This is a genomic window from Alteromonas sp. G4i35 (assembly GCF_054960375.1).
This window is the reverse complement of record NZ_JBHNZD010000011.1, coordinates 112,536-134,635: the sequence shown is the minus strand read 5'-3', so window position 1 is coordinate 134,635 and position 22,100 is coordinate 112,536. Positions and strand designations below refer to the sequence as shown.

The window sequence follows — 22,100 nt, the reverse complement described above, 5'->3', positions numbered from 1 at the left end:
GTGCTAGTTGGCTGCGTACTTAGAAAAGTCATGCCGTGTAACTTGCCGTATTTTCTGCCTTAAGGACGTATGTGATTTCTCTCATCAAGCAAAACGCTGGTAAAACAGCGTTGATAGTACTTTTATTTTTATGGATCGGCAGTTTGCTAGCGCAACCAGCCCCTATTGAGCTTGTTAAAGAGTTCGGGCTTTTCAGCGTTCTTGGCGTTATTGGTGCTATATTTGCGAATGCCACTGGAGCTGGCGGTGGCGTGGTTTTCGTTCCGTTTTTTAACTACCTGTCATTTTCTGCGCAAAGCGTTGTGGCAACGAGTTTCGCCATCCAATGCTGTGGTATGACCGCGGGGGCACTAACTTGGGCCGCGTATTATAAACACCAACACAAGTATGATCAGTATTGGAAGGCATTACCCAGTGTACTGATGTTAACGGTTCCCTCGTCAATATGCGGCATAGGATTCGCTCAGTATTCTTCTCAAAGTACAAGGCTTCTAGAGCATTTGTGGGGGGGGGCCAATAACCTTCACATCGCTTTTGGTAGTTTTTCTATTCTATTAGCAATCGCAATATTTGCTTCTATTCCGCTAATGAAGCGTACCCATTTCAAAAAAGACTTACATACGAAAGATCTTTTGCTTTTACCTTTCATTGGTTTTTTAGGCGGCATTATCACCGCGTGGCTTTCGGTAGGAGTAGGAGAGTTAGTCGCTGTTTACCTCATAATTCGAGGGTTTAATGTAACTTTGTCTATTGCCAGCGCGGTTATCTTGTCGGCTTTTGCTGTGTGGTCTGCATTGCCATATCACGCTTTTATAAGCGAGTCTGTGGTATGGCAGGTTGTTTTGTTTGCTGGGGCAGGTGCAATAGTCGGTGGAACGATTGCAAAGTTTGTTGTTTTAGCATTTTCGGTTCAGCGTCTAAAACTTTTTTTCGGTATTTGGGTACTAATTTTAGGTGTTACAAGTTTACCTATTCTTTAAGCCACGAGCTTGCGGCAGTTAAAAGCCCAGCTCGCTGCAATTTGAAGCCTAAAGTAACGCGACGCAGAACCAGATTCTTCTTCTAAACGCTAATCTCGATAAGGAAAGATAATATGGATATCAATCCTGTTCCTAAGAAACGATATAACGTGCTTCAGCCAGAATGGTCATCTCACGCTGTTATTTATCAGGTCAACACACGACAGTTTTCAGAGCAAGGTAATTTTGAAGGAGTGAGAAAGGGGTTATCCCACATTAAATCACTTGGCGCTGATATTGTTTGGCTTATGCCTGTACACCCTATTGGTGAAAAGAATAAAAAGGGAGAGCTTGGAAGTCCCTATGCAGTAAAAGACTATCTGGCCATTAACCCTGAATTTGGTAGCGAAGAGGATTTCAAAGCGCTGGTGGATGAAGCGCACAAGCTTTCGCTAAAAGTCATCATAGACTGGGTGCCAAATCACAGTGCGTGGGATAATCCTTTGGTTGAACAGCACCCCGAGTGGTACGCCAAAGACTACAAAGGAGATTTTCGTCCATCTCCGTGGTGGGATTGGAGCGATATCATAGAGTTTGATTATGAACACGTTGGCCTTCGCAAATACATGATTAACGCGTTGTGTTATTGGGTTGAAAAGTTCGACATTGATGGGTTTCGCTGTGATGTAGCGGGGTATGTCCCCAACGATTTTTGGCAGCAAGCAGTGCAAACGCTAAGCGCAATCAGACCAGTCTTCATGTTGGCTGAATGGGAGAATCGAGATCTTCACGAAAATGCGTTCAATATGACATACGCATGGAGTTGGAACGAGACGCTACACGAACTCGCACACGGACAATGTTCGCTGGATAGGTTGCGCAAGTATTATTCGTGGAACGAACGCAGCTGGCCTCACTCCGCTTACAGAATGACCTTCGTTAGTAATCATGACAAAAATGCCTGGGATGGCACTCAGCGCGAACAATTTGGTGATGCGCTTGAAGCCTGCATTGCGTTGTCTGTGGTAGGTGAAGGTATGCCGCTCATTCACAACGGACAAGAAGCCGGGGAAACCAAGCGTTTAGCGTTCTTTGAGCGCGATCCAATACACTGGCAAAAACATGAAATAGGCAACTTGTACCGCAAGCTAATTGCTATTAAAAAGTCCAAAGCCGTGCTAGGGAACGGAGAGTACGGGGCAAGAATGATACAGGTGCCAAACTCTAAGATGGATAAGGTTTTTAGTTTTGTACGTTGTAATGAAAATGAAAAAGTGTTCGTTGTGATTAACTTTTCAAATGAGCAGCTTGATGTAACGTTTGAAGAACCATTGTTTGAAGGTGAGTATGCGCACTGGGAGCGCGACGAAAAGAAAATCTTCGGAGCTGATTCAGTGTGTAAACTCACGCCTTGGCAGTTCGAGATATGGGTGGCATAACGGTGTGATCGTTTAGTGTCATCTTTAACTACAAAAGGTAAAAAGCACTAATGTTTTTTACTAAGTGAAAAGTAAGGATGAACGATGACTGTGAATGATTCAGCTGAAAAAACAGAAGACCGCTCGTTAAATAATCATGCAGCGCTTAAAACTTCTATTGCCAATGGTGATGTTGAAGAGGTAAAAGCGCGACTTGAAGGACACACTTTGGATAAGCTAGAAAAAGGTTATCTTATCGATCTCGCACGCTTGAGTGGTAACAGTGAAATCGAGGAAGTGATTAAGTCAACACCCGAAAGTTAGATGCTAAAGAATCTAGCTCAGATCTAATCTGAGCTAGTACAACTTAGTCATTACTCTTCAGAACTATCACTTGAGTTACTTTCAGACTTACTCTGATAACGCTTAAATTCCGTACGCGTAATTAATTCATCGTCATTTGCGTCAATATTATCAAAATCACGTGTTACACCACTTCGCGAGGCTTCAGCTTTAGTAAGCTTACCGTCGCTGTTAGCGTCCATCATCTCAAATTTACTGCGCGCAATGACCGCTTCATCTGCGATAACCGTATTATCGTGAACAACAGTATCTTCAGCGACGTTGTCAACGTTTGTCTTTTCTAAGTTTCCGTTAGCCTTCAACTCAGTCTTAGCTCTTAGTTCGTGAGTCAGCCTTTTGTCTTTCGTCGCGGCAACCACTTCATCGACATCAGTATCAACTTTAACTTCCGTTTCCATTGTACCTTTTGTACCCATACTCTCTTTCATCGATTTTACCGTTGCAAGCACGTCGTCATCGAAATGTTGAGGGTGCTTCGTTACATGAGCATTGAACTCTTTAATTGAAAGCTGCATGTCTGAATTGGTATCAATTTTGGAAAAGTGCGCATAAATCTCATCGTCGTCAGCTTCTTCTCGTGAAATATAGCCGTTGTCATCGTTATCCAAATCGGCAAATGTGGTGTCTATTTTTTCGATACCATTGCCGGCAAACGCGGCAGTCGAAAGTGCGGCGCTGATTAGTGTAGCAATTGTTAACTTTTTCATATCTAACTCCTTGGTTTTTCGGCCTCCATACTGCTTAAAAACGGAGGAGAGTATTCACATGGAGTTATTCACAGCATATGCCATTTCAATAAAGTATCTTTAGATCATTGGCTTATGTTTTTTGAAAGGTTGAGTGACGACATGCGGAATTGTGAGATCTATAGAATTTTCTGAAAAAGTTACTCGCTATTTTTGACAAAAATGGAACACGTTAAGCGGAGAATGCTGTGAATGCGAGCAGCAATCGACCTGCCGTTATTCAAGCAGCGAATTTTGTTTAGTATAAAGCCATTAGGTTTCGAATGAGTATTCAATGTTTGTTACGGTAAACGTTCAAATTTTGTAATGGCTTCTAAGTTTTCTTCCCACGCAGCTTTGCTTACGCCGAAGATATGTGCAGTAGGTTTAATCAGTAGTTTTGTATCCAGACACCCAGCGGGTACGGCTAGAATGTCACCGAGTTGAGTACACGGAAGGGCTGAACCACAGATTTTACAGAAACTTTTGCTATGACGCGTGTTCTCGAGCGTGAAGTTGACTACAGCGTCAACACCCGATGCCCAAGTTAACATAGCCGAACTTGAAAACAGGTTGGCTGCGAAGGCCGAACCTGTATCCTTTTGACAATGTTTGCAGTGGCACAGATAAAAACTGTCAAAATCACCCTCAATTTTAAAAGTTACCGAACCGCACAAACAAGACCCTTTGTAATTGTTCATCAAAACTCCTTTTTTGTGAAATAACACTATTTAGAGCACTAAGATTGCTACTGTTTAGCAAGCCAATCGTAAAAGTGCGCCACGCCCGCTTCTAAAAACGGTTCTATGGGACCGTGTTCTTCTTCGCCTGATAAATAAAGTGCTCGTCGACCTTTTTCTAGCAATAGGCAGGCTTCTTCATCTTCTACCGCTGTTTCCATATAGGCCGCTTTTTCCGCTGCAAAGTAGTCTGGCATATCTTTATAAAGTGCTTCGGGATAATAAAATTCAACGTGGTTTACACATGCGCTCGCACCCTTGGGGTAAATCGTGCTGACGACAATAATATCTGGGTACCACTCAATCATAATATTAGGGTACAAAAAGCACCATATTGCGCCAAAGCGAGGAAGTGTTTGCCCGAATCGTGCCAATAATGCGTCTTGGAACTCTCTGTAACGCGGTGTTGTGCGCTTGGTAAGCTGGTCGCCTAGCCCAACTTTTTGAACTGAAAAATCATCGCCAAACGACCATTCTAAATCATCGGGTTTAACAAACTGGCGAAGCCCAGGGTGCATGGAGTACACGTGATAGTTCTCTAGATAGATTTCGATGAATGTCTTCCAGTTAAATTGATATTCCGTGGTTTCAGAACCGGCGTAAAAGTAATCGGTAAAGTCGAGATAGTCCTCAAGCCCAAGGGCAGATAAGTCCATATTAGGAGATCGCCCTCGAAATAGAAGACCGTTCCACACTGACAATGATTCCTTTTTCAACTGACCGCTAGGGGCATCCTTAAAGTGGGGCGCACCTTTCAGCTGGCCTGTATTGTCATAGCCCCAGCAGTGAAGTTTACAAACTATGCTGCGTGCCCGGCCTTGCCCTTCAAGAAGTTGAGCTTGTCGATGTAAGCAAACATTGGATATAAGTTCATAATTCTCTCCTTGATTAAACAACGCATAACGGTCGTTAAAGTGAGGCAGTACTTGATAGCTAAACTTCTCTGGCACCATTAGGGAATGGCCCGCATAAGCAAGCCCTCGAGAGAATGCTTGCTCGACTTCCTGCCGGCTTTCATCAGCATCAAAGTAACTTTTTATAGAAGGATGGGTAACGATTTTCATAGTTTAAAACGGGTGCTAAAAACGCAGTGCGTTGAGTCGAAATAATATAGGCGCTATGTATCACTGAATTGCTTAAAAAAATAGCAATATTTTATTTAAAGCACTATTTTTTTTAAAATATCGGAGTAGAATCCGCGCACCTTAATTTCGAAGTGATTTTCATGGACATTGGCTTCCATCACCTTGAAGAAAAGCGTCTATTAACGCTTTCTTTTTATATTGCCGGCGCATTTGTCATTATTGCGCTTGGTTTTGCCATTTTAACGAGCTCAGGCGCTATTTTATTTGATGCCGCGTACTCGTTAATCGCTTTTGTTATGTCAATGCTAACGCTTAAAGTGGCCAATTTGGTTCAACGTCCTGACGATGACCGGTTTCACTTTGGTTACACGGCAATTGAACCTACGCTAAACATGTTTAAGTCGCTTATTATCATTGCCACGTGTGTGTATGCCGTCGCGAGCTCTGTTCAGAGTTTATTAGCAGGTGGGCACGCAGCTGAGTATGGTATTGGTATGGTCTACGGTGTTGTGGCAACGGTTGGCTGTTTTAGTATCTCTCTGTACATGCGAGTAAAAGGTAAGCATTTACTGTCCGATTTAGTAAAAGTGGATTCTCACACTTGGATGATAGACGGCGTGCTAAGTGCATCCATCTTGTTCGCTTTTATTTTGGCCTACGCGTTGGAGTTGACGGAATATAGAACGCTGTCGCCGTACGTTGATCCTGTTTTATTGATTATTCTTGGCTCGGCAATGTTGCCGGTGCCTTTTAAGATTTTGCGTGAAAGCCTTAATGAAGTAATTAACAAAGCGCCGCCTGAAGCTATCTCGGCGGTAATCGAGAAAAAATTCAAAAAAACGTTGGCTGACGTCCCATACGAACATGTGGAAGTGCGAATTAGTAAGCGGGGTAGGGATGTCTATCTGTTAGTCCATATTATCGTGGATGACGCATTCTCGATTGCAACGATCAGTGAGTTAGACGAAATTCGATTGAAATGCGAAGCAGAAATGCGCGAATGGGATCCTGCAATCATCATGGATATCTTGTTCATAAAAGATCCTGAACTTGCAGAGTAATGACACGGGGGAGTGTGAAATTTCTCGCAATCTCCCCTTACTTGGCTGGCAAAATCCTCCAAACTTTCCGATAATCAACTCTTTAAGCTAATTGAAGATGTGATGGAAACGCGACTTCCGCTATATAAAAAGCTGCTGGTAATGTACCGCATAGAACCGGGATGTCTTGGGCCGCAAGGTGCTGACTACGTCGAGGAGTTTTGTGTATTTGCCAAAAAAAAGCTAAAAGACAACCATGGTCATTGTTTGCGATGGACCATTAAGCCCCGCTACGACAAGACACTGCCAGAGCTTGAATTCCAGATAAAAAATGCCGTACTTTCCCGTGACAATGCGGCTAAGTATATGGATAGCTTTGGTATTGATATCGATGCTTTCGAAGAAGAGCTAGAGGAGTCGCTCGCCGATTTGGTTGATGCATTTTTCGAACGCTGATGCGTTCAACTAAAGCCACCTTTGCATGCATTGCTATATACAATGCTAGGGAACTCGAAAAGGCACTTCAAAAGCAGAGCACAAAAAAGCCCCGCCATTTCTGGCGAGGCTTTATCATTCATTCAGTTAAAGTGAATCAGTAACTCACCTTAATAGATCAGTTTAAAGATTTCAGTTTCTGGTAACCTTCAGCTTCTAGCTCATCATTTACGCACTCTAATACAAATACGTCTTCCGACTTGCCTTTTGTGCCTTCTTCTTCAGCGATTTCTTTACAGAACTGGGTTAATTCCGCTACCAGCTCTGCAGGTGCTTCGTCTGATGCTGCTGCAATTACAGAGAACGCCATTGCGCTTAAACCTACTAAGCCTAAACCTATAAAGCGTAAACCTTTCATAATTACCTCGTTTAATAGTTGAGTATAAACATTTACGAGCTGGATATTGCGCCTAAGTGTTAAGATTAAAAAGCTAATTTTTTTGTTCTAGAAGACAAATTCTTTTCATCAAAAATTTAACAATTGTTTTGACTCTAAAAGGCGTCAGGTAGCAAATGCTGACGCTAAAATGCAAACCTTTAATGGGCATTCCATAGGCTTTTTGGCATAATGCGCGGCCTAAAGTAGAAAAGTAATGACAGCGCTTAAACCATGCCCACAATAAATAACGTATTCTCTTCAGATGGCCTCCTTGCAGGTGCTATCAAGGGGTTTGTACCTCGCGAAGCTCAAACTGAAATGGCAAAGGCGGTTAAGCGCGCTATTGATACCACAGGTAGTTTAATAGTAGAGGCCGGTACGGGAACGGGAAAGACTTTCGCTTATCTCGCTCCGGCATTGTTGAGCGACGGAAAAGCCATTGTTTCTACAGGGACTAAAAACTTACAAGAGCAGCTATTTCACCGCGACTTACCGCTGGTAAAAAAGGCCTTAGGCAGCAAGCGAAAAACTGCACTGTTAAAAGGCCGTTCAAACTATCTTTGTCTACACCGTGTAGCGCAGCACAGCGGCAACTCTACGCTGGTTGAAAAAGAGGTATTGGGTCAGCTTTCAGAAGTGAAACGTTGGTCTAGTACTACGAAAACAGGTGATATGGGGGAGCTTAAAACCCTTCCCGAAGATGCCCGTGTTTTACCGCTGGTTACCTCTACAGTGGATAACTGCTTGGGCCGCGATTGCCCAGATTATGAAGATTGCTACTTGGTAAAAGCGCGCAGAAAGGCGCTGGATGCTGATATTATTGTGGTAAACCACCACCTTTTCTTTGCTGATATGGCACTGAAAGACACAGGGTTTGGCGAACTTATCCCAGAAGCTGATGCGATTATTTTTGATGAGGCTCATCAAATTCCCGATATTGCCAGCGATTACTTTGGCGAGTCACTTTCGACAAGACAAATTCACGATATTGCGAAAGATATCACGCTGTTGTTTAGAACAGTGCTAAAAGATGCTGGGCAGCTAGATAAAGCGGCTGACAAATGCAGGATGATTGCCTCTGACTTACGGTTATTATTCCCAGATACGGCTGAACGCGGCAACTGGGCTGAGGCGTTAGATCGTGACGACGTGCGCATGCAGGTGGGCAAACTGGCCGAAGCGCTAGGTGTACTGCATGAAGTGTGTAAGCTACATATTGGCCGCGATAAAGATTTAGACAACATGTACGAACGTGTTGTGGCTGCAAGAGAGCAGTTAGATGCGTTAAGCGACAATAAGCAAGAAAATGTAAGTTTGTGGTATGAAACTACTCAGCGCCACCTCATTATGCATTTAACGCCCTTATCAATTGCCGCTAAATTCAGACGTTTCGTATCATCGCCGCCGCGCGGGTGGATTTTTACCTCTGCAACTTTAATGGTAAACGGCGGTTTTGATCACTTTCAGCGCCGCATGGGCTTAGAAGACGCAGAAACGTTAGGATTAGATAGCCCGTTTAATTATCCTGAACAGGCCATGCTGTGCGTGCCCCGCTATTTACCAGAACCAAACAGCTACGCTATGCGCGAAACTTTGCTAGAAACAGCCAAACGGCTAATCAAAGCAAGTCGCGGGAGATGTTTCTTGTTGTTTACTAGTCACGCTATGCTTCGAGAAATTGCGCAGAAGTTAGAAGATGAGATAGATAATCCGCTACTGGTGCAAGGGACTACCACCAAGCAAGCATTGCTGGATGCGTACCTTGCAGATGAAAAAGCGGTATTAATGGGCACAGGCGCGTTTTGGGAAGGAGTAGACGTGCGCGGCAACGACTTGGTTTGCGTGATGATTGATAAGCTGCCCTTTGCGTCACCTGATGACCCGCTGCTTCAAGCCCGTATGGAAGATGTAAAAAAACGTGGAGCAAACCCGTTTGGTGTTATTCAAATTCCCCAAGCTGTTATTGCGTTAAAGCAGGGCGCGGGAAGACTCATCCGAGATCCTTCAGATAAAGGCGTGCTGGTTATATGTGACAATCGATTAGTGACGAAGCCTTACGCCAAAACCTTCGTCGGAAGCTTGCCAGATATGAAAAGAACAAGAAGCTTGGACGAAGTGGAAAAATTTTTAGCCGGCATTGATGAAGCCTAAGTTAAAGCACTGAAAAAGCGGTAAGCGTGTATTACGCCATTAGCCCCGTTTTCAGCTTATATGAAATAAGAGATAAACATGAACATTTTAGCTATAGATACCGCAACCGAAGCTTGTTCGGTTGCGCTTCAATTCAAAGACACCGTCATAACGCGTTTCGAGATATGCCCTCAGCAGCATAGTCAGCGACTTCTTCCCATGGTCGATGAGGTGTTAAAAGAAGCAAAGGTTTCGCTGGGCGACCTAGATTTACTGGCTTTTGGTCGAGGCCCAGGCAGCTTTACCGGTGTTCGCATAGCGACGGGAATGATTCAAGGTTTAGCGTTAGGGACAGGCTTAAAAGTAGCGGGCGTGAGTACGCTCGAAGCTATGGCGTTTGAAGTAGCGTCTAAAACTCAGCATAAAGATGCATTGATTGCCGTCGCGTCTGATGCGCGTATGGGTGAAGTGTACTTCGCGGTTTACTCTCAGTCGCAAAATGGGCTTGTACTTTGCACTGAAGAGCAAGTTTGTCCGCCCGAATTGGCTATTGAACAGCTAAAAGTACTTAGAGAAGAAAACGGCGCGACTGTAATTGCAGCTGGCACCGGCTGGTCTGCCTACGAGGAGCTTGATAACTGGAAGTCTGAAGTATGTGGTGAGGTAGCGTCTGACATCACACTTCCAAACGCGCAATACATGCTTAAACTTGCAATAGATGCACATAGTAAAGGCGAAGTATCTGACGCTGTGAATGTAGAACCTGTATATCTGCGCGATAAAGTTACGTGGAAAAAATTACCTGGCAGAGAGTAACGACACGCCGCCAAATATTGGGCGCCCATTACTAACAATAAATAAATCGAGCAACGGGAAAAGAGGAGCGAGTCTTAAGGTTAAAGCTCGCTTCCCAATGGTACGATTCTTGCCTCAGTTAACTTTGTATGATTATCAATAATAATTTCGCTGTACCGTCTTCCGAACCTTCGCAAGGCCGTGTCGCTAAAATTAACAAAGACCCTGAACAGCAAAGTAAAGGGCAAAGCGAATCGTCTGCTAGGGCGATTGTTGTTGCGCCCGACGAACAGGGAACGGATAACGCCAAAGCGTACCAACAATTTATTCGTGAAGATGGCAACACGTATTCTCAAAATGCCATAGCGTCATACACAAGCTTTGAAAAGCAGCAGCAACGCGAGTCTATTCAATCTATGTTCGGCGTGGACATCTACGCGTAGTTCAATTCCAAGCACCATAATTCACACCGTAGATAAATTTAACAAATTGTTAAAACCCGCTGTGTATTTTGAACAAAAGCTTACCGTGTATACTCTACAAATTGTTGGTTGGGATGATCTATCTCATTTAAGCGACATAGTGTTTGAACGGCAGTGGTTGTCCATTCGTATAAATGCTAATGTTTGGTTGTTGGTATTCGGTTTTTCTTTTTCTCATAAAGAGATACATGAAAGTAGAGGCGGGTTGTAATCGAAATTTTACTGTATTTTTTAAACAACCCAGTGCTTGTAGACTGACTTTTATTCAAACGCAGCATTTTCTAGGATTTATAGGAGCTCGTCGATGTCTCGGTATTTAGTTTTACTTACAGTCTTTTTATTTGCGGGCTGCACAATAGTCCCAGATAGCATAGAAGTGCCTGAAGGAACGCAGCTAGTTAGCTATTCGAAAGCGGTTACGTCGGGGGCGAACGCGCAAGGCCAAAAGGCCAGATGGGGAGGAATGATTGTTGGTGTTGAAAATAAGCCCAACAAAACGTTCATTGAACTCGCTCATTTTCCGCTAAATCATTATGGCAAGCCTTCAACAAATGGAGAGACGTCGGGTCGATTCAAAGTACAAATTGATGGCTTCGTCGACCCAATTGTTTTTGAAGAAGGGCGTGCGGCAACGTTTCTAGGTACAGTTACCGCTCCAACTGCGGGCATGGTGGGTGAGCAGCCCTACATTTATCCGACGATCATTGCCGATGACTACCACATGTGGAGGAAGCAAGAGGTTTATGATGTAAATACTTACTTCTTCAATTACCACACAGGTTGGTATTCACCTTTTTATCGCTTCAATGGCCCTTGGATGTATCCGCATTTTAATCGAACGCGCGTAATTCGTTACGAAAATGCGCCGAGCAAGGCCACGCTTCCTTCTAAATCTAAGTCTACACGAAGCAAGACAAAGGCAACGATACAGCCCGCAAGGCAGGATAAAGCGAAGTAAAAATCTCATCATGGAGGCGGCATAATATTGCCGCCTTTTTTTTATTTTTAGGACGGTCATGGAAAGCGCGCGGCGATTTATTGCCGCAAAGGATGAAAGATGATTGAAACAGAATTTAACATTGGGGCATTACATTTAGCTGCGTTAGATAATCAAGGTGCCGGCAAAGTCGTACTTGGTTTACACGGCTACTTGGATAACGCAGAGAGCTTACGGCTGTTAGCACCCTACCTACAAACTCACCGTTTTATTGCGCTAGACCTAGCTGGTCATGGTCGTTCTGGTCACCGTGCACTAGGCGCACATTACAATCAAGCTGATTACCTGCAAGACCTTTATGCGCTAATAGAATCTCAAGAGTGGGAAGAAGTCATTTTATTAGGACACTCTCTCGGCGGAATACTAGCGAGCCTTTTCGCCGCACTTTTTCCGGAAAAAGTCACTGCTGTAATAAGTATTGATGCTTGTGGGCCGCTTACCGAAACTGAAGAAACAACCGCAGCACAAATGCGTGACGCAATAATGAGTCGTCACGCGAAGTCGCGAAATAAACTGCGAATCGTTGATTTAGACGACGCAGTTAAAGCCAGGTGCAAGGTATCAGATATTCCTGCCGAACACGCGCGTTCTATTTTATCGAGAAATTTGACCCAAGATGCAGGGGGACATTGCTTCTGGTCGAGCGACCCGAAGCTTCGTACAAAATCTACACTAAGACTCACAGAAAAGCAGGCAGAATCGCTAATGCGTGCTATTGTATGCCCAATTCTTTTTATTGGTGCATCTAACAGTTTTAAAAACCTTGAGACTGTTTTCCCCAATCGCAAGGGGTGGTTTTTAAATGCGCAATACGAACAATTAGTAGGCGGCCACCATATTCACATGGAAAATACTGACGATGTAGGGGTATTAATTCGTCATTTTGTTGAGCAATTGTAAATTGTGCCGTTTATTTTTTTTTACACATCCTATACTATTCGCAAGTTATCAGACCAGTTATATAAGTGCAGCTCCCCATGCGCTTATAAAATAGTATAAGAATAAAGTAGAGGAGGTTTTGGTGGAAAAAACCTGGCTTAAGCATTACGACCCTCGCGTTTCCGCAGAAATTGATGCCGATCGTTACGCATCTGTAGTAGACATTTTCGAGCAGTCGGTAAAGAAGTTTAAAAACAAAGAAGCCTTCATTAATATGGGGCATTCAATCACGTTTGAAGAGTTAGATACTTTATCAGCTCAGTTTGCCGCTTATTTGCAGGCAAGCGGACTAAAACGCGGTGATGCTGTGGCAATTATGATGCCCAACCTTCTTCAATACCCTGTTGCCATGTTTGGTATTCTGCGCGCAGGGATGGTTGTGGTTAATGTAAATCCTCTCTATACAGCTCGTGAGTTAAAGCACCAACTAAATGATGCTAATGCAAAAGCCATCGTTATTGTTGAAAACTTTGCGTGTACTCTAGAAGAAGTCATCGCAGATACAAATCTACAAGAAGTCTTTCTGACCGCTTTAGGCGATATGCTTCCGGCACCTAAGCGCTGGATCGTGAACGCAGTAGTGAAGTACGTTAAAAAGATGGTGCCTTCGTTTAATCTACCTGAAACGACATCGTTTATGTCTGCGGTTAAAAAAGGGCAATCTCTTGAATATAAACGCCCAGATATCGATAGCGGCGATTTAGCGTTTCTTCAATACACAGGTGGCACAACGGGTGTTTCTAAAGGTGCCATGCTTACTCATCGCAATATGGTGGCTAATCTTGAGCAGGTCTCGGGAATTTTAGAAACAGTGATTGAAGAAGGCGAAGACTTTGTTGTTACCGCGCTTCCGCTTTACCATATCTTTGCGCTACTGGCGAACTGCTTGATGTTCGTTAAATACGGGTGCCGTAACTTGCTTATTACCAACCCACGTGACATGCCGGCTTTTGTAAACGAACTTAGCAAATATCCGTTTACCATTTTACCTGGCGTAAATACATTGTTTAATGGCCTGTTAAATACGCCTGGATTCAGTGAACTTGATTTCAGCAAATTTAAGTTTGGTTTAGGTGGCGGTATGGCTGTTCAGCGCCCTGTTGCAGAAAAGTGGGAAAAGGTCACCGGTACTGTGCTTCTTGAAGGCTATGGGCTAACAGAGTGTTCGCCTGTGGTAGCGGTTAACCCGCCACAGATTGAAGCTTATAAAGGTGCAATCGGTATGCCGGTCCCTTCTACAGACATCAAGCTCCTTGACGACGACGGTAACCCTGTCGAAAAGGGCGAGCCTGGTGAAATGTGGGTGAAAGGCCCTCAGGTAATGAAAGGATATTTGAACCGACCAGAAGCAACAGAAGAAATTCTAAAAGACGGTTGGTTAGCCACAGGTGACATCGCAACGGTAGATGATGAAGGTTACTTCTATATTGTTGACCGTAAAAAGGATATGATCCTAGTTTCAGGCTTTAACGTGTTTCCTAACGAGATTGAAGAAGTGGCTGCAATGCATGAAAACATTGTTGAAGCAGCTGCGGTTGGGGTTCCTCATGAAGTCAGTGGTGAAGTTGTGAAATTGTTTGTAGTTCGAAACAGCGACTCACTTACTGAAAAAGACGTTATCGCACATTGCCGTAATCACTTAACGGGTTACAAAGTGCCTAAGCAAGTTGTTTTCAAAGACGACTTACCAAAAACCAATGTAGGTAAAATACTGCGTCGGGAGCTTCGAGACTAATTTCGTTGAAATAGTTTTGTGAAAGCCGGCGTAAGCCGGCTTTTTTATTACTGTGCAAAAATATGCAATATCAATTAATTACAACATCTGAACAACTCGAAAAAGTGTGCACTGCCGCACAGCGTCAAGAGGCGGTAGCCTTAGACACCGAATTCGTAAGAACGAAAACCCTCACTCCTCATTTAGGCCTTATCCAGCTCTATGATGGCCATCAGCTGGTACTCATTGATCCGCTCGCCATAGACAATATGCAGCCATTTATCGATCTCATGGAGAATACCGAAGTCGTAAAAGTACTGCACTCGTGTTCTGAAGACATTGAGGCGTTCCTTACCGCCTTTGATACCGTACCAACGCCTGTGTTCGACACGCAGCTTGCGGGAAGTATTTTGGACATGGGACCGTCACTTGGCTATGCAAAGCTTGTAGAGTTGCTGTGTGATATCAGTTTGGACAAAGGGGAGTCGCGAACCGATTGGTTAGCCAGACCTCTACGTGAAGCGCAGCTTAGCTACGCAGCGAATGATGTGCTGTATTTACTGCCTTGCTACCAACAGTTAGCCAGTAAAGTACAAGAGGCGGGGAAAGTGCACTGGATTTACCAAGAGATCGCTTTGCTAGTTGATAAGAAGCGCGCTCAAATGCCTGAAGATTTTGCGTACTTAAGCATTAAGAATAACTGGCGATTGAACAGCGAGCAGCTCACCGTATTACAGGCACTAGCGGCATGGCGCTTGAATACCGCACGAAAAAAAGATCTGGCCCTAAACTTCGTGTTCAAAGAAGGGCATTTGTTTGAAGCGGCGCAGCGTCTTATCGATAGTAAATCTGGCCTTTCGCGTATTAACGGCGTGAATCATCAATCGGTACGCCGCTACGGCGACACCATCATCACGCTAATTGAAGAGGCGAGAGCAAAGTACGCGCAAACACCAGAAAAGCTCAGACTTCCGGTTGTGCTGCGGTTAATTGATATCGCCAAGTACAAAAAAACGCTGGCCGAGCTTAAAGTTATCAGCGACCAGATAGCGAAAGACAATACTGTAAATAGTGATGTTATTGCCTCTAAAAAACAGCTGAATCAACTGTTAAAATGGTACTGGTTTTCGGTTGATGAGACCCGCGTGCAGGGACTAATGCCCGATGTACTGTCGACGTGGAGAGAGCCATTGTTTCGCTCTCACGTAACTCGTCTACTTGGCGACGCTCCGGCCCAATAGTGCCTTAAAAGCAATATGGGTAGCAGTATTGGTGGGAGGTGTATGTTCTCTGGCCAATTCAATCTGCATAGTGACCCCAAAAGAACTAAACAAACGAATTAAGAAAGAGTAAAAATTCTATGTTATGCGCAGTTTATAAAACGCGAAAGAAAGACGGCATGTATTTGTACGTGCCAAAGAAAGACCACTTTGAAGACGTGCCAGAGCCGCTTATGGCAAAGTTTGGTCGTCCAGAGCTAGTGACTATCATCGCCCTAGAAAAGCGCGAGAAACTTGGCATGGTTGATAAGCAAAAACTTATCGACGAGCTTAATGAAAAAGGCTTTTACCTTCAAATGCCGCCAAAAGAAGATAACTTGCTAGAGCAACACCGTGAATCTCTTGGGCTGTCAAAAACGCCCGATAAGAAGTTTTAAATTTCCATGTTATTAAAGACTCTAAACCGCTTAGTTAACCGAATTACCTTTATAGCTAAGCGTAAAAACCGTAGCTTATTTCCTCAACCGCGCAATATTGCCCTAGTTTTATCGAGTATAACCTTAAGCTTTTCACTGACAGTTCATGCCGAAAATCAGCCAAGTAATGACAGTGGGCTTAGTGAGACGGGCTTCAAAAGCTACGTTGCTCAACTGAAAAAAGAAGCGGCCGAAAAGGGCATAGATAAGACTAAATTAGATTTAGCGTTTGCTGACATTACTTTCAGGCCCACGGTGGTCAAGTCTGACAAAAGCCAGCCAGAGAAAAAAATTACGTTAGATGATTATCTAGCAACGCGAGTGCCCGACTGGAAAGTGAAGCAGGCGGTTGAGCAGTACAATGAACACAAAGTACTGCTTGACGAAATTGCTCAAAAATATGGGGTTCAGGCCCGCTTTATTGTTGCGCTGTGGGGTAATGAGTCTAACTTTGGTAAAATTCAGGGCAACTTTAGTGTGCTGTCTGCACTGGCATCTTTGGCGTATGAAGGGCGAAGAGAAAAGCTGTTTAAAGACAATTTTTTTGCGGCACTTCAGATTCTAGATGAAGGGCATATCTCTGTAGAGGCGCTTAAAGGCTCTTGGGCCGGTGCGATGGGACAAACACAGTTTATGCCCATATCCTTTCTAAATTACGCAGTGGACTACGACGGCGACGGCAGAAAGGATATTTGGGGGACCAAGGCAGACGTATTTGCGTCAATCGCCAACTATCTATCATCTGAAGGTTGGGATAGTGAAGGGACGTGGGGACGCCAAGTAATACTAACCAAACCAGTACCTTTTTCAGGGTTAGCGAAATCTAACATGAAGCCGTTGGCCTTTTGGCAGCAGAATGGCGTCAAGCGCTACAACGGAAATGAACTCCCCAATGCAGAAATCAGTGCATCGCTTATTATGCCAGATGGTGAGCAAGGCCGAATTTACTTGGTGTATAACAATTTTCACACACTGATGAAGTGGAACCGCTCGTCATACTTTGGCGTTTCGGTTGGGTATTTATCAGAGCGGATAAAACGAGGTTACTAATGGCTTATCGTCACATCGATTCTCAAGGCAATGAAATATCACTACCCGTTAGTAAAGTAGTGTGTATAGGTAGAAATTACCTCGACCACATTCAAGAAATGAATTCTACCGTATCTGAAGCACCCTTGCTGTTTATGAAGCCAAAGGCTGCCTTATGTCATATGCAGAAGCCTATTGCCATTCCTACCGACAAAGGCGAGTGTCACAACGAGCTTGAAGTCGCTGTGCTGCTAAAATCATCATTGAAGAATGCGAGTGTAGATGACGTAAAAGCCGCGATATGGGGTATTGGACTTGGTCTCGATTTAACCCTTCGCGAGGTTCAAGCCGAGCTTAAAAAGCAAGGCCAGCCTTGGGAAAGAGCGAAGTCTTTTGATAACAGTGCACCGCTGTCAGGCTTTGTGCAGTTAAGTGAAATAGAAAACTTGGAAGACCTGCGTTTTACCTTAACCATAAACGGGGTGGTTAGACAGCAGGGACATACCGAGCTGATGCTGCACAAAATCATCCCACTTATCGCTCATATGTCATCTATATTTACGTTAGACAGCGGCGACGTTATCCTAACGGGCACGCCCAAAGGGGTAGGTAAGCTTTGCTCGCAAGATACGATTGTTGCAACGCTAGACAATCATTTAACCGTGGAAACCGAGGTAATAGCAGAATGACGGCAGCGTTTTGGGAAACCAAATCTTTAGAGGAGATGACCCAAAAGGAATGGGAATCACTTTGTGATGGATGTGGTAAATGTTGTCTGCAAAAATTTATCGATGATGACGCGGTAGAAGAATACGAAGTGACCGATCACATTAACGATAATGAGAAGATTCACTATACCAATATTGTGTGTACGTATTTGAACACAAAAAAATGTGAATGTACCCAATATGAAAGGCGTACGGAGCTGGTGCCTGATTGCGTGAAGCTGACAAAAGAGAATCTGAAGGATATCTTTTTTATGCCAAATAGCTGCACCTATCGTCGCCTTTATGAGGGAAGGGGCATACCGTCGTGGCACCCATTGTTAAACAAGGGGAAGAAACACGTGATGCACGCAAAGGGAATGTCGGTACGCAATAAGACCGTGTTTGAAACCGATGTAGATTTGAATAACTTCGAAGACTATATTGCCATTTGGCCTTTAGAAGACTTAGATTAACGCGCAGAACGCGCGTTAATCGCCATTAACAATGGCATAAAGCAGCGCATCGCGCCCGAATACGCGTTTGCGACAAAGCCCTTCTTTTGTACCACCAATTCGCTCTGCCACACGTATACTGGCCTTGTTATTAGGCTCTACAAAGCATTCCAATCGATGCAAATTCATTTGAGAGAACGCGAGCTTTTTTAATGCTTCACAAATAGCGGTAGCTAAACCTTTTCCGCACGCGTCTGGCCTAAGCCAATAGCCAAGATTGGCAGTAAGGTGTGTGTGGTGAATATGGTTGATAATACCCATGCCTAAGCATTTTTCTTCGTGCATTAGCAAGTAGGTAAGTCCATACCCTGTATCTCGTGCCTTTTCCATGTTGGTGATGCACTGCTTGGACAGTGCAGGTGTAACAGGGCAAACCGCTGAACCAAACCAAGGTTTTACGTGATGGATAGACTGTTGTCCAGCCTCACAAAGCGCATAGCAGTGTTTCTCCGCAATGCGCTGAATGGAAACGGGGCCTTGTTCCGTATGTATTGGAGGTAGGCGAGAAGGTAGAATGGATAAGTCGATCAAAAGGGTTTCTTATCCAATAATCGACATGCAAACACAATAGCGAATACAGCAAAGTAGGCAGCAAAAATAATCTGCATCCACTCAGCCATTCCCATAGACAAAAACTGCCATGAATCCTCTAAACAGTCACCTTCAGCAGCAAATACAGCGGGTAGCCACTCGTGAAGTTGTAACCACGAAGGGAAGTTTGGCACAATTTCGCAGCTGGCAAAAAATGGGTTCGCAGCATTGAGAATGCCAACGTGTTCTTTGGCAATTAAGAAGCCCCATCCTGCAGATACAGCCCAACCAGCGAAACCAAGCATGCGTGTAAAGCCATTGTTTTTAATAACGACAATAAGTGCTGACAACACAATACCGTACATGGCGGTTCGTTGATAAATGCACATAATGCACGGCTTTAAACCCATGCCATACTGAAAGTAAAGCGCAGCAATTTCTAATGCCAATGACGTGGCGAAAAGCACAAGCCATGAAGACTTGTGCTCTGCCCATTGGCTAATGCTGTGAATGATTCCGCGCATAGACTAGTGACCTACCGCTTGAGCACCCGCTTCAGCAGCGGTGTGGTGTTCAATGAGGTGCATGTCGTAAAGCACCTGAGTAGCATCAGCAAGTCCAATGTAAGTTGCTAACAAACCAACGATGGTCAGCACGATGGTATATGGCAATGCCATCATAACCATACGGCCGTACGACAAACGAAGCAGTGGCGCGATGGCTGAGGTCAGCAAGAATAGGAAAGCAGCTTGACCGTTTGGTGTTGCCACACTGGGTAAGTTGGTTCCCGTATTGATTGCTACAGCAAGCATATCGTACTGGTCACGTGTGATTTGACCGGCCTGTAGAGCAGCTGTTACTTCAGTGATATAAACAGAGCCCACAAACACGTTGTCACTCACCATCGAAAGCACACCGTTAGCAAGATAGAACATAACCATTTGCGTTTCGCCTTCAAACGACAGTACCCAATGGATTACCGGCTGGAAAAGGCCTTGGTCAATGATAACGGCTACTACACCAAAGAATACGCAAAGTAATGCGGTAAATGGCAGTGCTTCCTCGAACGCTTTTCCAAGTGCGTGTTCTTCGATAACACCGCTCATAGAAGTAGCAAGTACAATAACTGACAGACCAATAAGACCCACTGACGCCATGTGCGTAGCAAGACCAATGATTAACCAAACACCTATTAGTGCTTGTACTACCAGCTTAGCGGTTTCGCGCTTACTGCGGCCCTTGTCCATATGGTCGTTATAGTCGACCAAGATCTGTCTTACCGCTGCAGGTAATTTTGCGCCGTATGAAAACATACCGGTTTTTTCCAGAATTACGGTGGTAAGTAGTCCAAATACGAATACTGGGATGGTAACAGGTGCCATACGGATGAAAAATTCAACGAAGTCCCAGCCGGCCTTGTCTGCAATAATCAGGTTTTGTGGTTCACCTACCATGGTCATAACACCACCAAGGGCAGTACCTACCGCTGAGTGCATCATAAGGTTGCGTAGGAAAGCTCTGAAGTCTTCTAAGTCGTGGCTTCCCAGCTCGTCGTCGCTTGTGTGGTCGTGATCAGAATGAAACTCCTTGCCCGACGCTACTTTGTGATAGATAGAGTAAAAGCCCAGACCTACACTGATTATTACTGCAACAACCGTTAATGCGTCGAGAAACGCCGATAGAAATGCAGATGCAAAAATAAACGATAGGGATAAAATTAGCTTGTTGCGAACCTTAATCACCAATTTGGTGAACAAGTACATAAGCAGGTCTTTCATGAAGTAAATGCCCGCTACCATGAATACCAGTAGCAATAACACTTCTAAGTTAACTTCAATCTCATGCATCATATGGCCAGGCGATGTCATGCCTATAAACATCGCTTCGATGAGAAGCAGGCCGCCTGGTTGAAGCGGGTAACATTTCAATGCCATCGCTAAGGTAAAGATGAATTGGATTACAAGCGTCCAGCCCGCTACATATGGGTCCACCATAAAGATAAAGGGATTAACAATGAGAAAGGCAATAATGGTTTTTTTATACCAGTCGGGCGCATGTCCCAGGAAATTCTTATAGATCGCCGCGATCATTGAGGTTTGCATGAGTTCCTGTTCCTTTTACAACAAAGCACGCGTTTTTGCGCATCTTTATACTGTGTAGTTCCGGTTATTGCATACATAAACTGCTGGCGCTATGCGATTTATTTCGCCTTACCGCGGTTTTGCTGCTGTCATTATAATCGGAAATTAAGCGTACATGATATTAACGTCTTGAGAAAGCAATTCACAGACCCCACCATGTGAAAGTCACTGAATATTTATCACTTTTTTTATGATAGTTATCATTGAATTTGAAAATACGTAATATTTCGAACATAAAATGTACAAGCAGTGTTTAATGGTGTTTGAAATAACACTTTAATTTTAACAAGTTGTTAAAAGCTTTAGTGGACGAGGCATAATTCATTGTGATAATAAAACAGCATCTGGTACAATCAGTTGCAAAATAACAATAACGTGCAGGCGATTAGTTATGATTTATAAGGCACAGAGTCCAGCTGGATTCGCCGAAGAATATATTGTTGAATCTATTTGGAGTGGAAGATTTCCACCTGGCACCATTTTGCCTGCAGAAAGAGAGCTTTCTGAGTTAATTGGTGTAACGCGTACTACACTGCGTGAAGTACTTCAGCGTCTAGCTCGTGATGGTTGGTTAACAATTCAACACGGTAAGCCGACCAAGGTTAACAATTTCTGGGAAACGTGTGGGTTAAACATTTTAGAAACTCTCGCTCGTTTAGACCAAGAAGGGATCCCTGAACTGGTTGATAATTTATTAGCAGCGCGCACTAATTTAAGTGCGGTTTTCATTCGAGGCGCAATTCGAAACAACCCTCAAGAGTCTGCTGAAATTATTGCCCGTTATAAAAATGTGGAGCAAGAAGGTTTAGCTTTTGCCCAGTTCGACTATCAAATGTCACATGACTTGGCGTTAGCGTCTAACAATAACGTATTTGTTTTGATGATGAACGGTTTCCGTGGTTTGTACTCGCGTATTGGTGGCTATTTCTTCTCGCACCAACAAGCACGCGACGTGGCAAACAAGTATTACGCAGACTTGCTTGATGTTGCTGAGAAAGGCGAATACGACCGTGTCCCTGTAGTAGTTAGAAAGTACGGTATAGAAAGTGGAAAGGTGTGGCTTGCTATTCGTGATGACATGCCTAAAGATTTGGTCGACTAAACACTAGGCTGCCAAAGGCTGTTGGTTTCCATACGACGGCTTTTACAATAAACAACAAAAGCGCCGCATTATTTCTGAATATGCGGCGTTTTTTTATCGCTTTCTACTAACGCTCGTTGGT

At 44.1% G+C, this 22,100-nt stretch carries 24 protein-coding genes; 17 read left to right on the top strand and 7 right to left on the bottom strand.

Annotated features, from left to right (window positions below; all coding sequences use genetic code 11):
• Positions 1-71 precede the first annotated feature (71 nt).
• The 3 genes from ACFI6L_RS08995 to ACFI6L_RS08985 all read left to right on the top strand — a co-directional run bounded on the left by ACFI6L_RS08995 (position 72) and on the right by ACFI6L_RS08985 (position 2,701).
• Positions 72-980, top strand: a complete 909-nt coding sequence (locus tag ACFI6L_RS08995) for a sulfite exporter TauE/SafE family protein (RefSeq protein ID WP_462573824.1) — start codon at positions 72-74, stop codon at positions 978-980.
• A gap of 113 nt (positions 981-1,093) precedes the next feature.
• On the top strand, positions 1,094-2,398 hold the full coding sequence (locus ACFI6L_RS08990; protein ID WP_462573823.1) for an alpha-amylase family glycosyl hydrolase: 1,305 nt from the start codon (positions 1,094-1,096) through the stop codon (positions 2,396-2,398).
• 84 nt (positions 2,399-2,482) lie between these two features.
• Positions 2,483-2,701, top strand: a complete 219-nt coding sequence (locus ACFI6L_RS08985; RefSeq protein WP_110288592.1) for a hypothetical protein — start codon at positions 2,483-2,485, stop codon at positions 2,699-2,701.
• Positions 2,702-2,751: 50 nt separating this feature from the next.
• Here the strand turns inward: ACFI6L_RS08985 and ACFI6L_RS08980 are convergent, their stop codons facing one another.
• From ACFI6L_RS08980 to ACFI6L_RS08970, 3 genes are all read right to left on the bottom strand, one after another.
• Complete coding sequence (locus ACFI6L_RS08980) at positions 2,752-3,447, bottom strand: EF-hand domain-containing protein (protein WP_462573821.1); 696 nt, start codon at positions 3,445-3,447, stop codon at positions 2,752-2,754.
• Positions 3,448-3,767: 320 nt separating this feature from the next.
• A complete protein-coding gene (locus tag ACFI6L_RS08975; protein WP_462573820.1) occupies positions 3,768-4,166 on the bottom strand; it encodes a GFA family protein in 399 nt (132 codons plus the stop codon).
• A 47-nt stretch (positions 4,167-4,213) separates the two neighbouring features.
• Positions 4,214-5,269 (bottom strand): aromatic ring-hydroxylating oxygenase subunit alpha, encoded by a 1,056-nt coding sequence (locus ACFI6L_RS08970; RefSeq protein ID WP_305763467.1) that lies wholly within the window; start codon positions 5,267-5,269, stop codon positions 4,214-4,216.
• 161 nt (positions 5,270-5,430) lie between these two features.
• Here ACFI6L_RS08970 and ACFI6L_RS08965 point away from each other — a divergent pair, with 161 nt between their 5' ends.
• Together ACFI6L_RS08965 and ACFI6L_RS08960 are read left to right on the top strand one after the other, a co-directional pair.
• Positions 5,431-6,351 (top strand): cation diffusion facilitator family transporter, encoded by a 921-nt coding sequence (locus tag ACFI6L_RS08965; RefSeq protein WP_014950013.1) that lies wholly within the window; start codon positions 5,431-5,433, stop codon positions 6,349-6,351.
• 102 nt (positions 6,352-6,453) lie between these two features.
• A complete protein-coding gene (locus ACFI6L_RS08960; RefSeq protein WP_014976933.1) occupies positions 6,454-6,786 on the top strand; it encodes a hypothetical protein in 333 nt (110 codons plus the stop codon).
• A gap of 157 nt (positions 6,787-6,943) precedes the next feature.
• Here ACFI6L_RS08960 and ACFI6L_RS08955 read toward each other — a convergent pair whose 3' ends face one another.
• Complete coding sequence (locus ACFI6L_RS08955; protein ID WP_014976932.1) at positions 6,944-7,183, bottom strand: hypothetical protein; 240 nt, start codon at positions 7,181-7,183, stop codon at positions 6,944-6,946.
• Positions 7,184-7,435: 252 nt separating this feature from the next.
• Between ACFI6L_RS08955 and ACFI6L_RS08950 the strand changes: the two genes are divergently transcribed.
• The 11 genes from ACFI6L_RS08950 (at position 7,436) to ACFI6L_RS08900 (ending at position 18,166) form a co-directional block, all read left to right on the top strand.
• Positions 7,436-9,355 (top strand): ATP-dependent DNA helicase, encoded by a 1,920-nt coding sequence (locus ACFI6L_RS08950; protein ID WP_039225219.1) that lies wholly within the window; start codon positions 7,436-7,438, stop codon positions 9,353-9,355.
• A gap of 78 nt (positions 9,356-9,433) precedes the next feature.
• The gene (tsaB, locus tag ACFI6L_RS08945; protein ID WP_014976930.1) at positions 9,434-10,150 is read left to right on the top strand and encodes a tRNA (adenosine(37)-N6)-threonylcarbamoyltransferase complex dimerization subunit type 1 TsaB; all 717 of its coding nucleotides are present in this window, start codon (positions 9,434-9,436) and stop codon (positions 10,148-10,150) included.
• Positions 10,151-10,278: 128 nt separating this feature from the next.
• On the top strand, positions 10,279-10,572 hold the full coding sequence (locus ACFI6L_RS08940) for a hypothetical protein (RefSeq protein WP_014950008.1): 294 nt from the start codon (positions 10,279-10,281) through the stop codon (positions 10,570-10,572).
• A gap of 343 nt (positions 10,573-10,915) precedes the next feature.
• Positions 10,916-11,569 carry a Slp family lipoprotein gene (locus tag ACFI6L_RS08935; protein ID WP_014950007.1) on the top strand — a complete coding sequence of 218 codons (654 nt, stop codon included), beginning with the start codon at positions 10,916-10,918 and terminating at the stop codon, positions 11,567-11,569.
• A gap of 99 nt (positions 11,570-11,668) precedes the next feature.
• Complete coding sequence (locus ACFI6L_RS08930; protein ID WP_014976929.1) at positions 11,669-12,508, top strand: alpha/beta fold hydrolase; 840 nt, start codon at positions 11,669-11,671, stop codon at positions 12,506-12,508.
• A 121-nt stretch (positions 12,509-12,629) separates the two neighbouring features.
• Positions 12,630-14,282 carry a long-chain-fatty-acid--CoA ligase FadD gene (gene fadD, locus ACFI6L_RS08925; RefSeq protein ID WP_014950005.1) on the top strand — a complete coding sequence of 551 codons (1,653 nt, stop codon included), beginning with the start codon at positions 12,630-12,632 and terminating at the stop codon, positions 14,280-14,282.
• A 62-nt stretch (positions 14,283-14,344) separates the two neighbouring features.
• The gene (rnd, locus tag ACFI6L_RS08920; protein ID WP_462573819.1) at positions 14,345-15,502 is read left to right on the top strand and encodes a ribonuclease D; all 1,158 of its coding nucleotides are present in this window, start codon (positions 14,345-14,347) and stop codon (positions 15,500-15,502) included.
• A 119-nt stretch (positions 15,503-15,621) separates the two neighbouring features.
• Positions 15,622-15,918: a YcgL domain-containing protein gene (locus ACFI6L_RS08915; RefSeq protein ID WP_239301781.1), complete on the top strand. Its 297-nt coding sequence runs from the start codon at positions 15,622-15,624 to the stop codon at positions 15,916-15,918.
• Positions 15,919-15,924: 6 nt separating this feature from the next.
• Complete coding sequence (locus ACFI6L_RS08910; RefSeq protein WP_239301782.1) at positions 15,925-17,007, top strand: lytic murein transglycosylase; 1,083 nt, start codon at positions 15,925-15,927, stop codon at positions 17,005-17,007.
• Entirely contained in the window at positions 17,007-17,675 is a 669-nt protein-coding gene (locus ACFI6L_RS08905) for a fumarylacetoacetate hydrolase family protein (RefSeq protein ID WP_462573817.1), read from the top strand. The genes ACFI6L_RS08910 and ACFI6L_RS08905 overlap by 1 nt, the downstream gene beginning before the upstream one ends.
• Entirely contained in the window at positions 17,672-18,166 is a 495-nt protein-coding gene (locus ACFI6L_RS08900; protein ID WP_014950000.1) for a YcgN family cysteine cluster protein, read from the top strand. The genes ACFI6L_RS08905 and ACFI6L_RS08900 overlap by 4 nt, the downstream gene beginning before the upstream one ends.
• A 15-nt stretch (positions 18,167-18,181) precedes the next feature.
• On the opposite strand, the gene ACFI6L_RS08895 is transcribed toward ACFI6L_RS08900, so the two are convergent.
• From ACFI6L_RS08895 to nhaB, 3 genes are read right to left on the bottom strand one after another with little or no spacing between them, the layout of a single operon-like run.
• Entirely contained in the window at positions 18,182-18,736 is a 555-nt protein-coding gene (locus tag ACFI6L_RS08895) for a GNAT family N-acetyltransferase (protein ID WP_462573815.1), read from the bottom strand.
• A complete protein-coding gene (gene dsbB, locus ACFI6L_RS08890) occupies positions 18,733-19,260 on the bottom strand; it encodes a disulfide bond formation protein DsbB (RefSeq protein WP_014976923.1) in 528 nt (175 codons plus the stop codon). The genes ACFI6L_RS08895 and dsbB overlap by 4 nt, the downstream gene beginning before the upstream one ends.
• Positions 19,261-19,263: 3 nt before the next feature.
• Positions 19,264-20,838 (bottom strand): sodium/proton antiporter NhaB, encoded by a 1,575-nt coding sequence (gene nhaB / locus ACFI6L_RS08885; RefSeq protein WP_014949997.1) that lies wholly within the window; start codon positions 20,836-20,838, stop codon positions 19,264-19,266.
• 430 nt (positions 20,839-21,268) lie between these two features.
• Here nhaB and fadR point away from each other — a divergent pair, with 430 nt between their 5' ends.
• On the top strand, positions 21,269-21,979 hold the full coding sequence (gene fadR, locus ACFI6L_RS08880; protein WP_014949996.1) for a fatty acid metabolism transcriptional regulator FadR: 711 nt from the start codon (positions 21,269-21,271) through the stop codon (positions 21,977-21,979).
• Positions 21,980-22,100 lie beyond the last annotated feature (121 nt).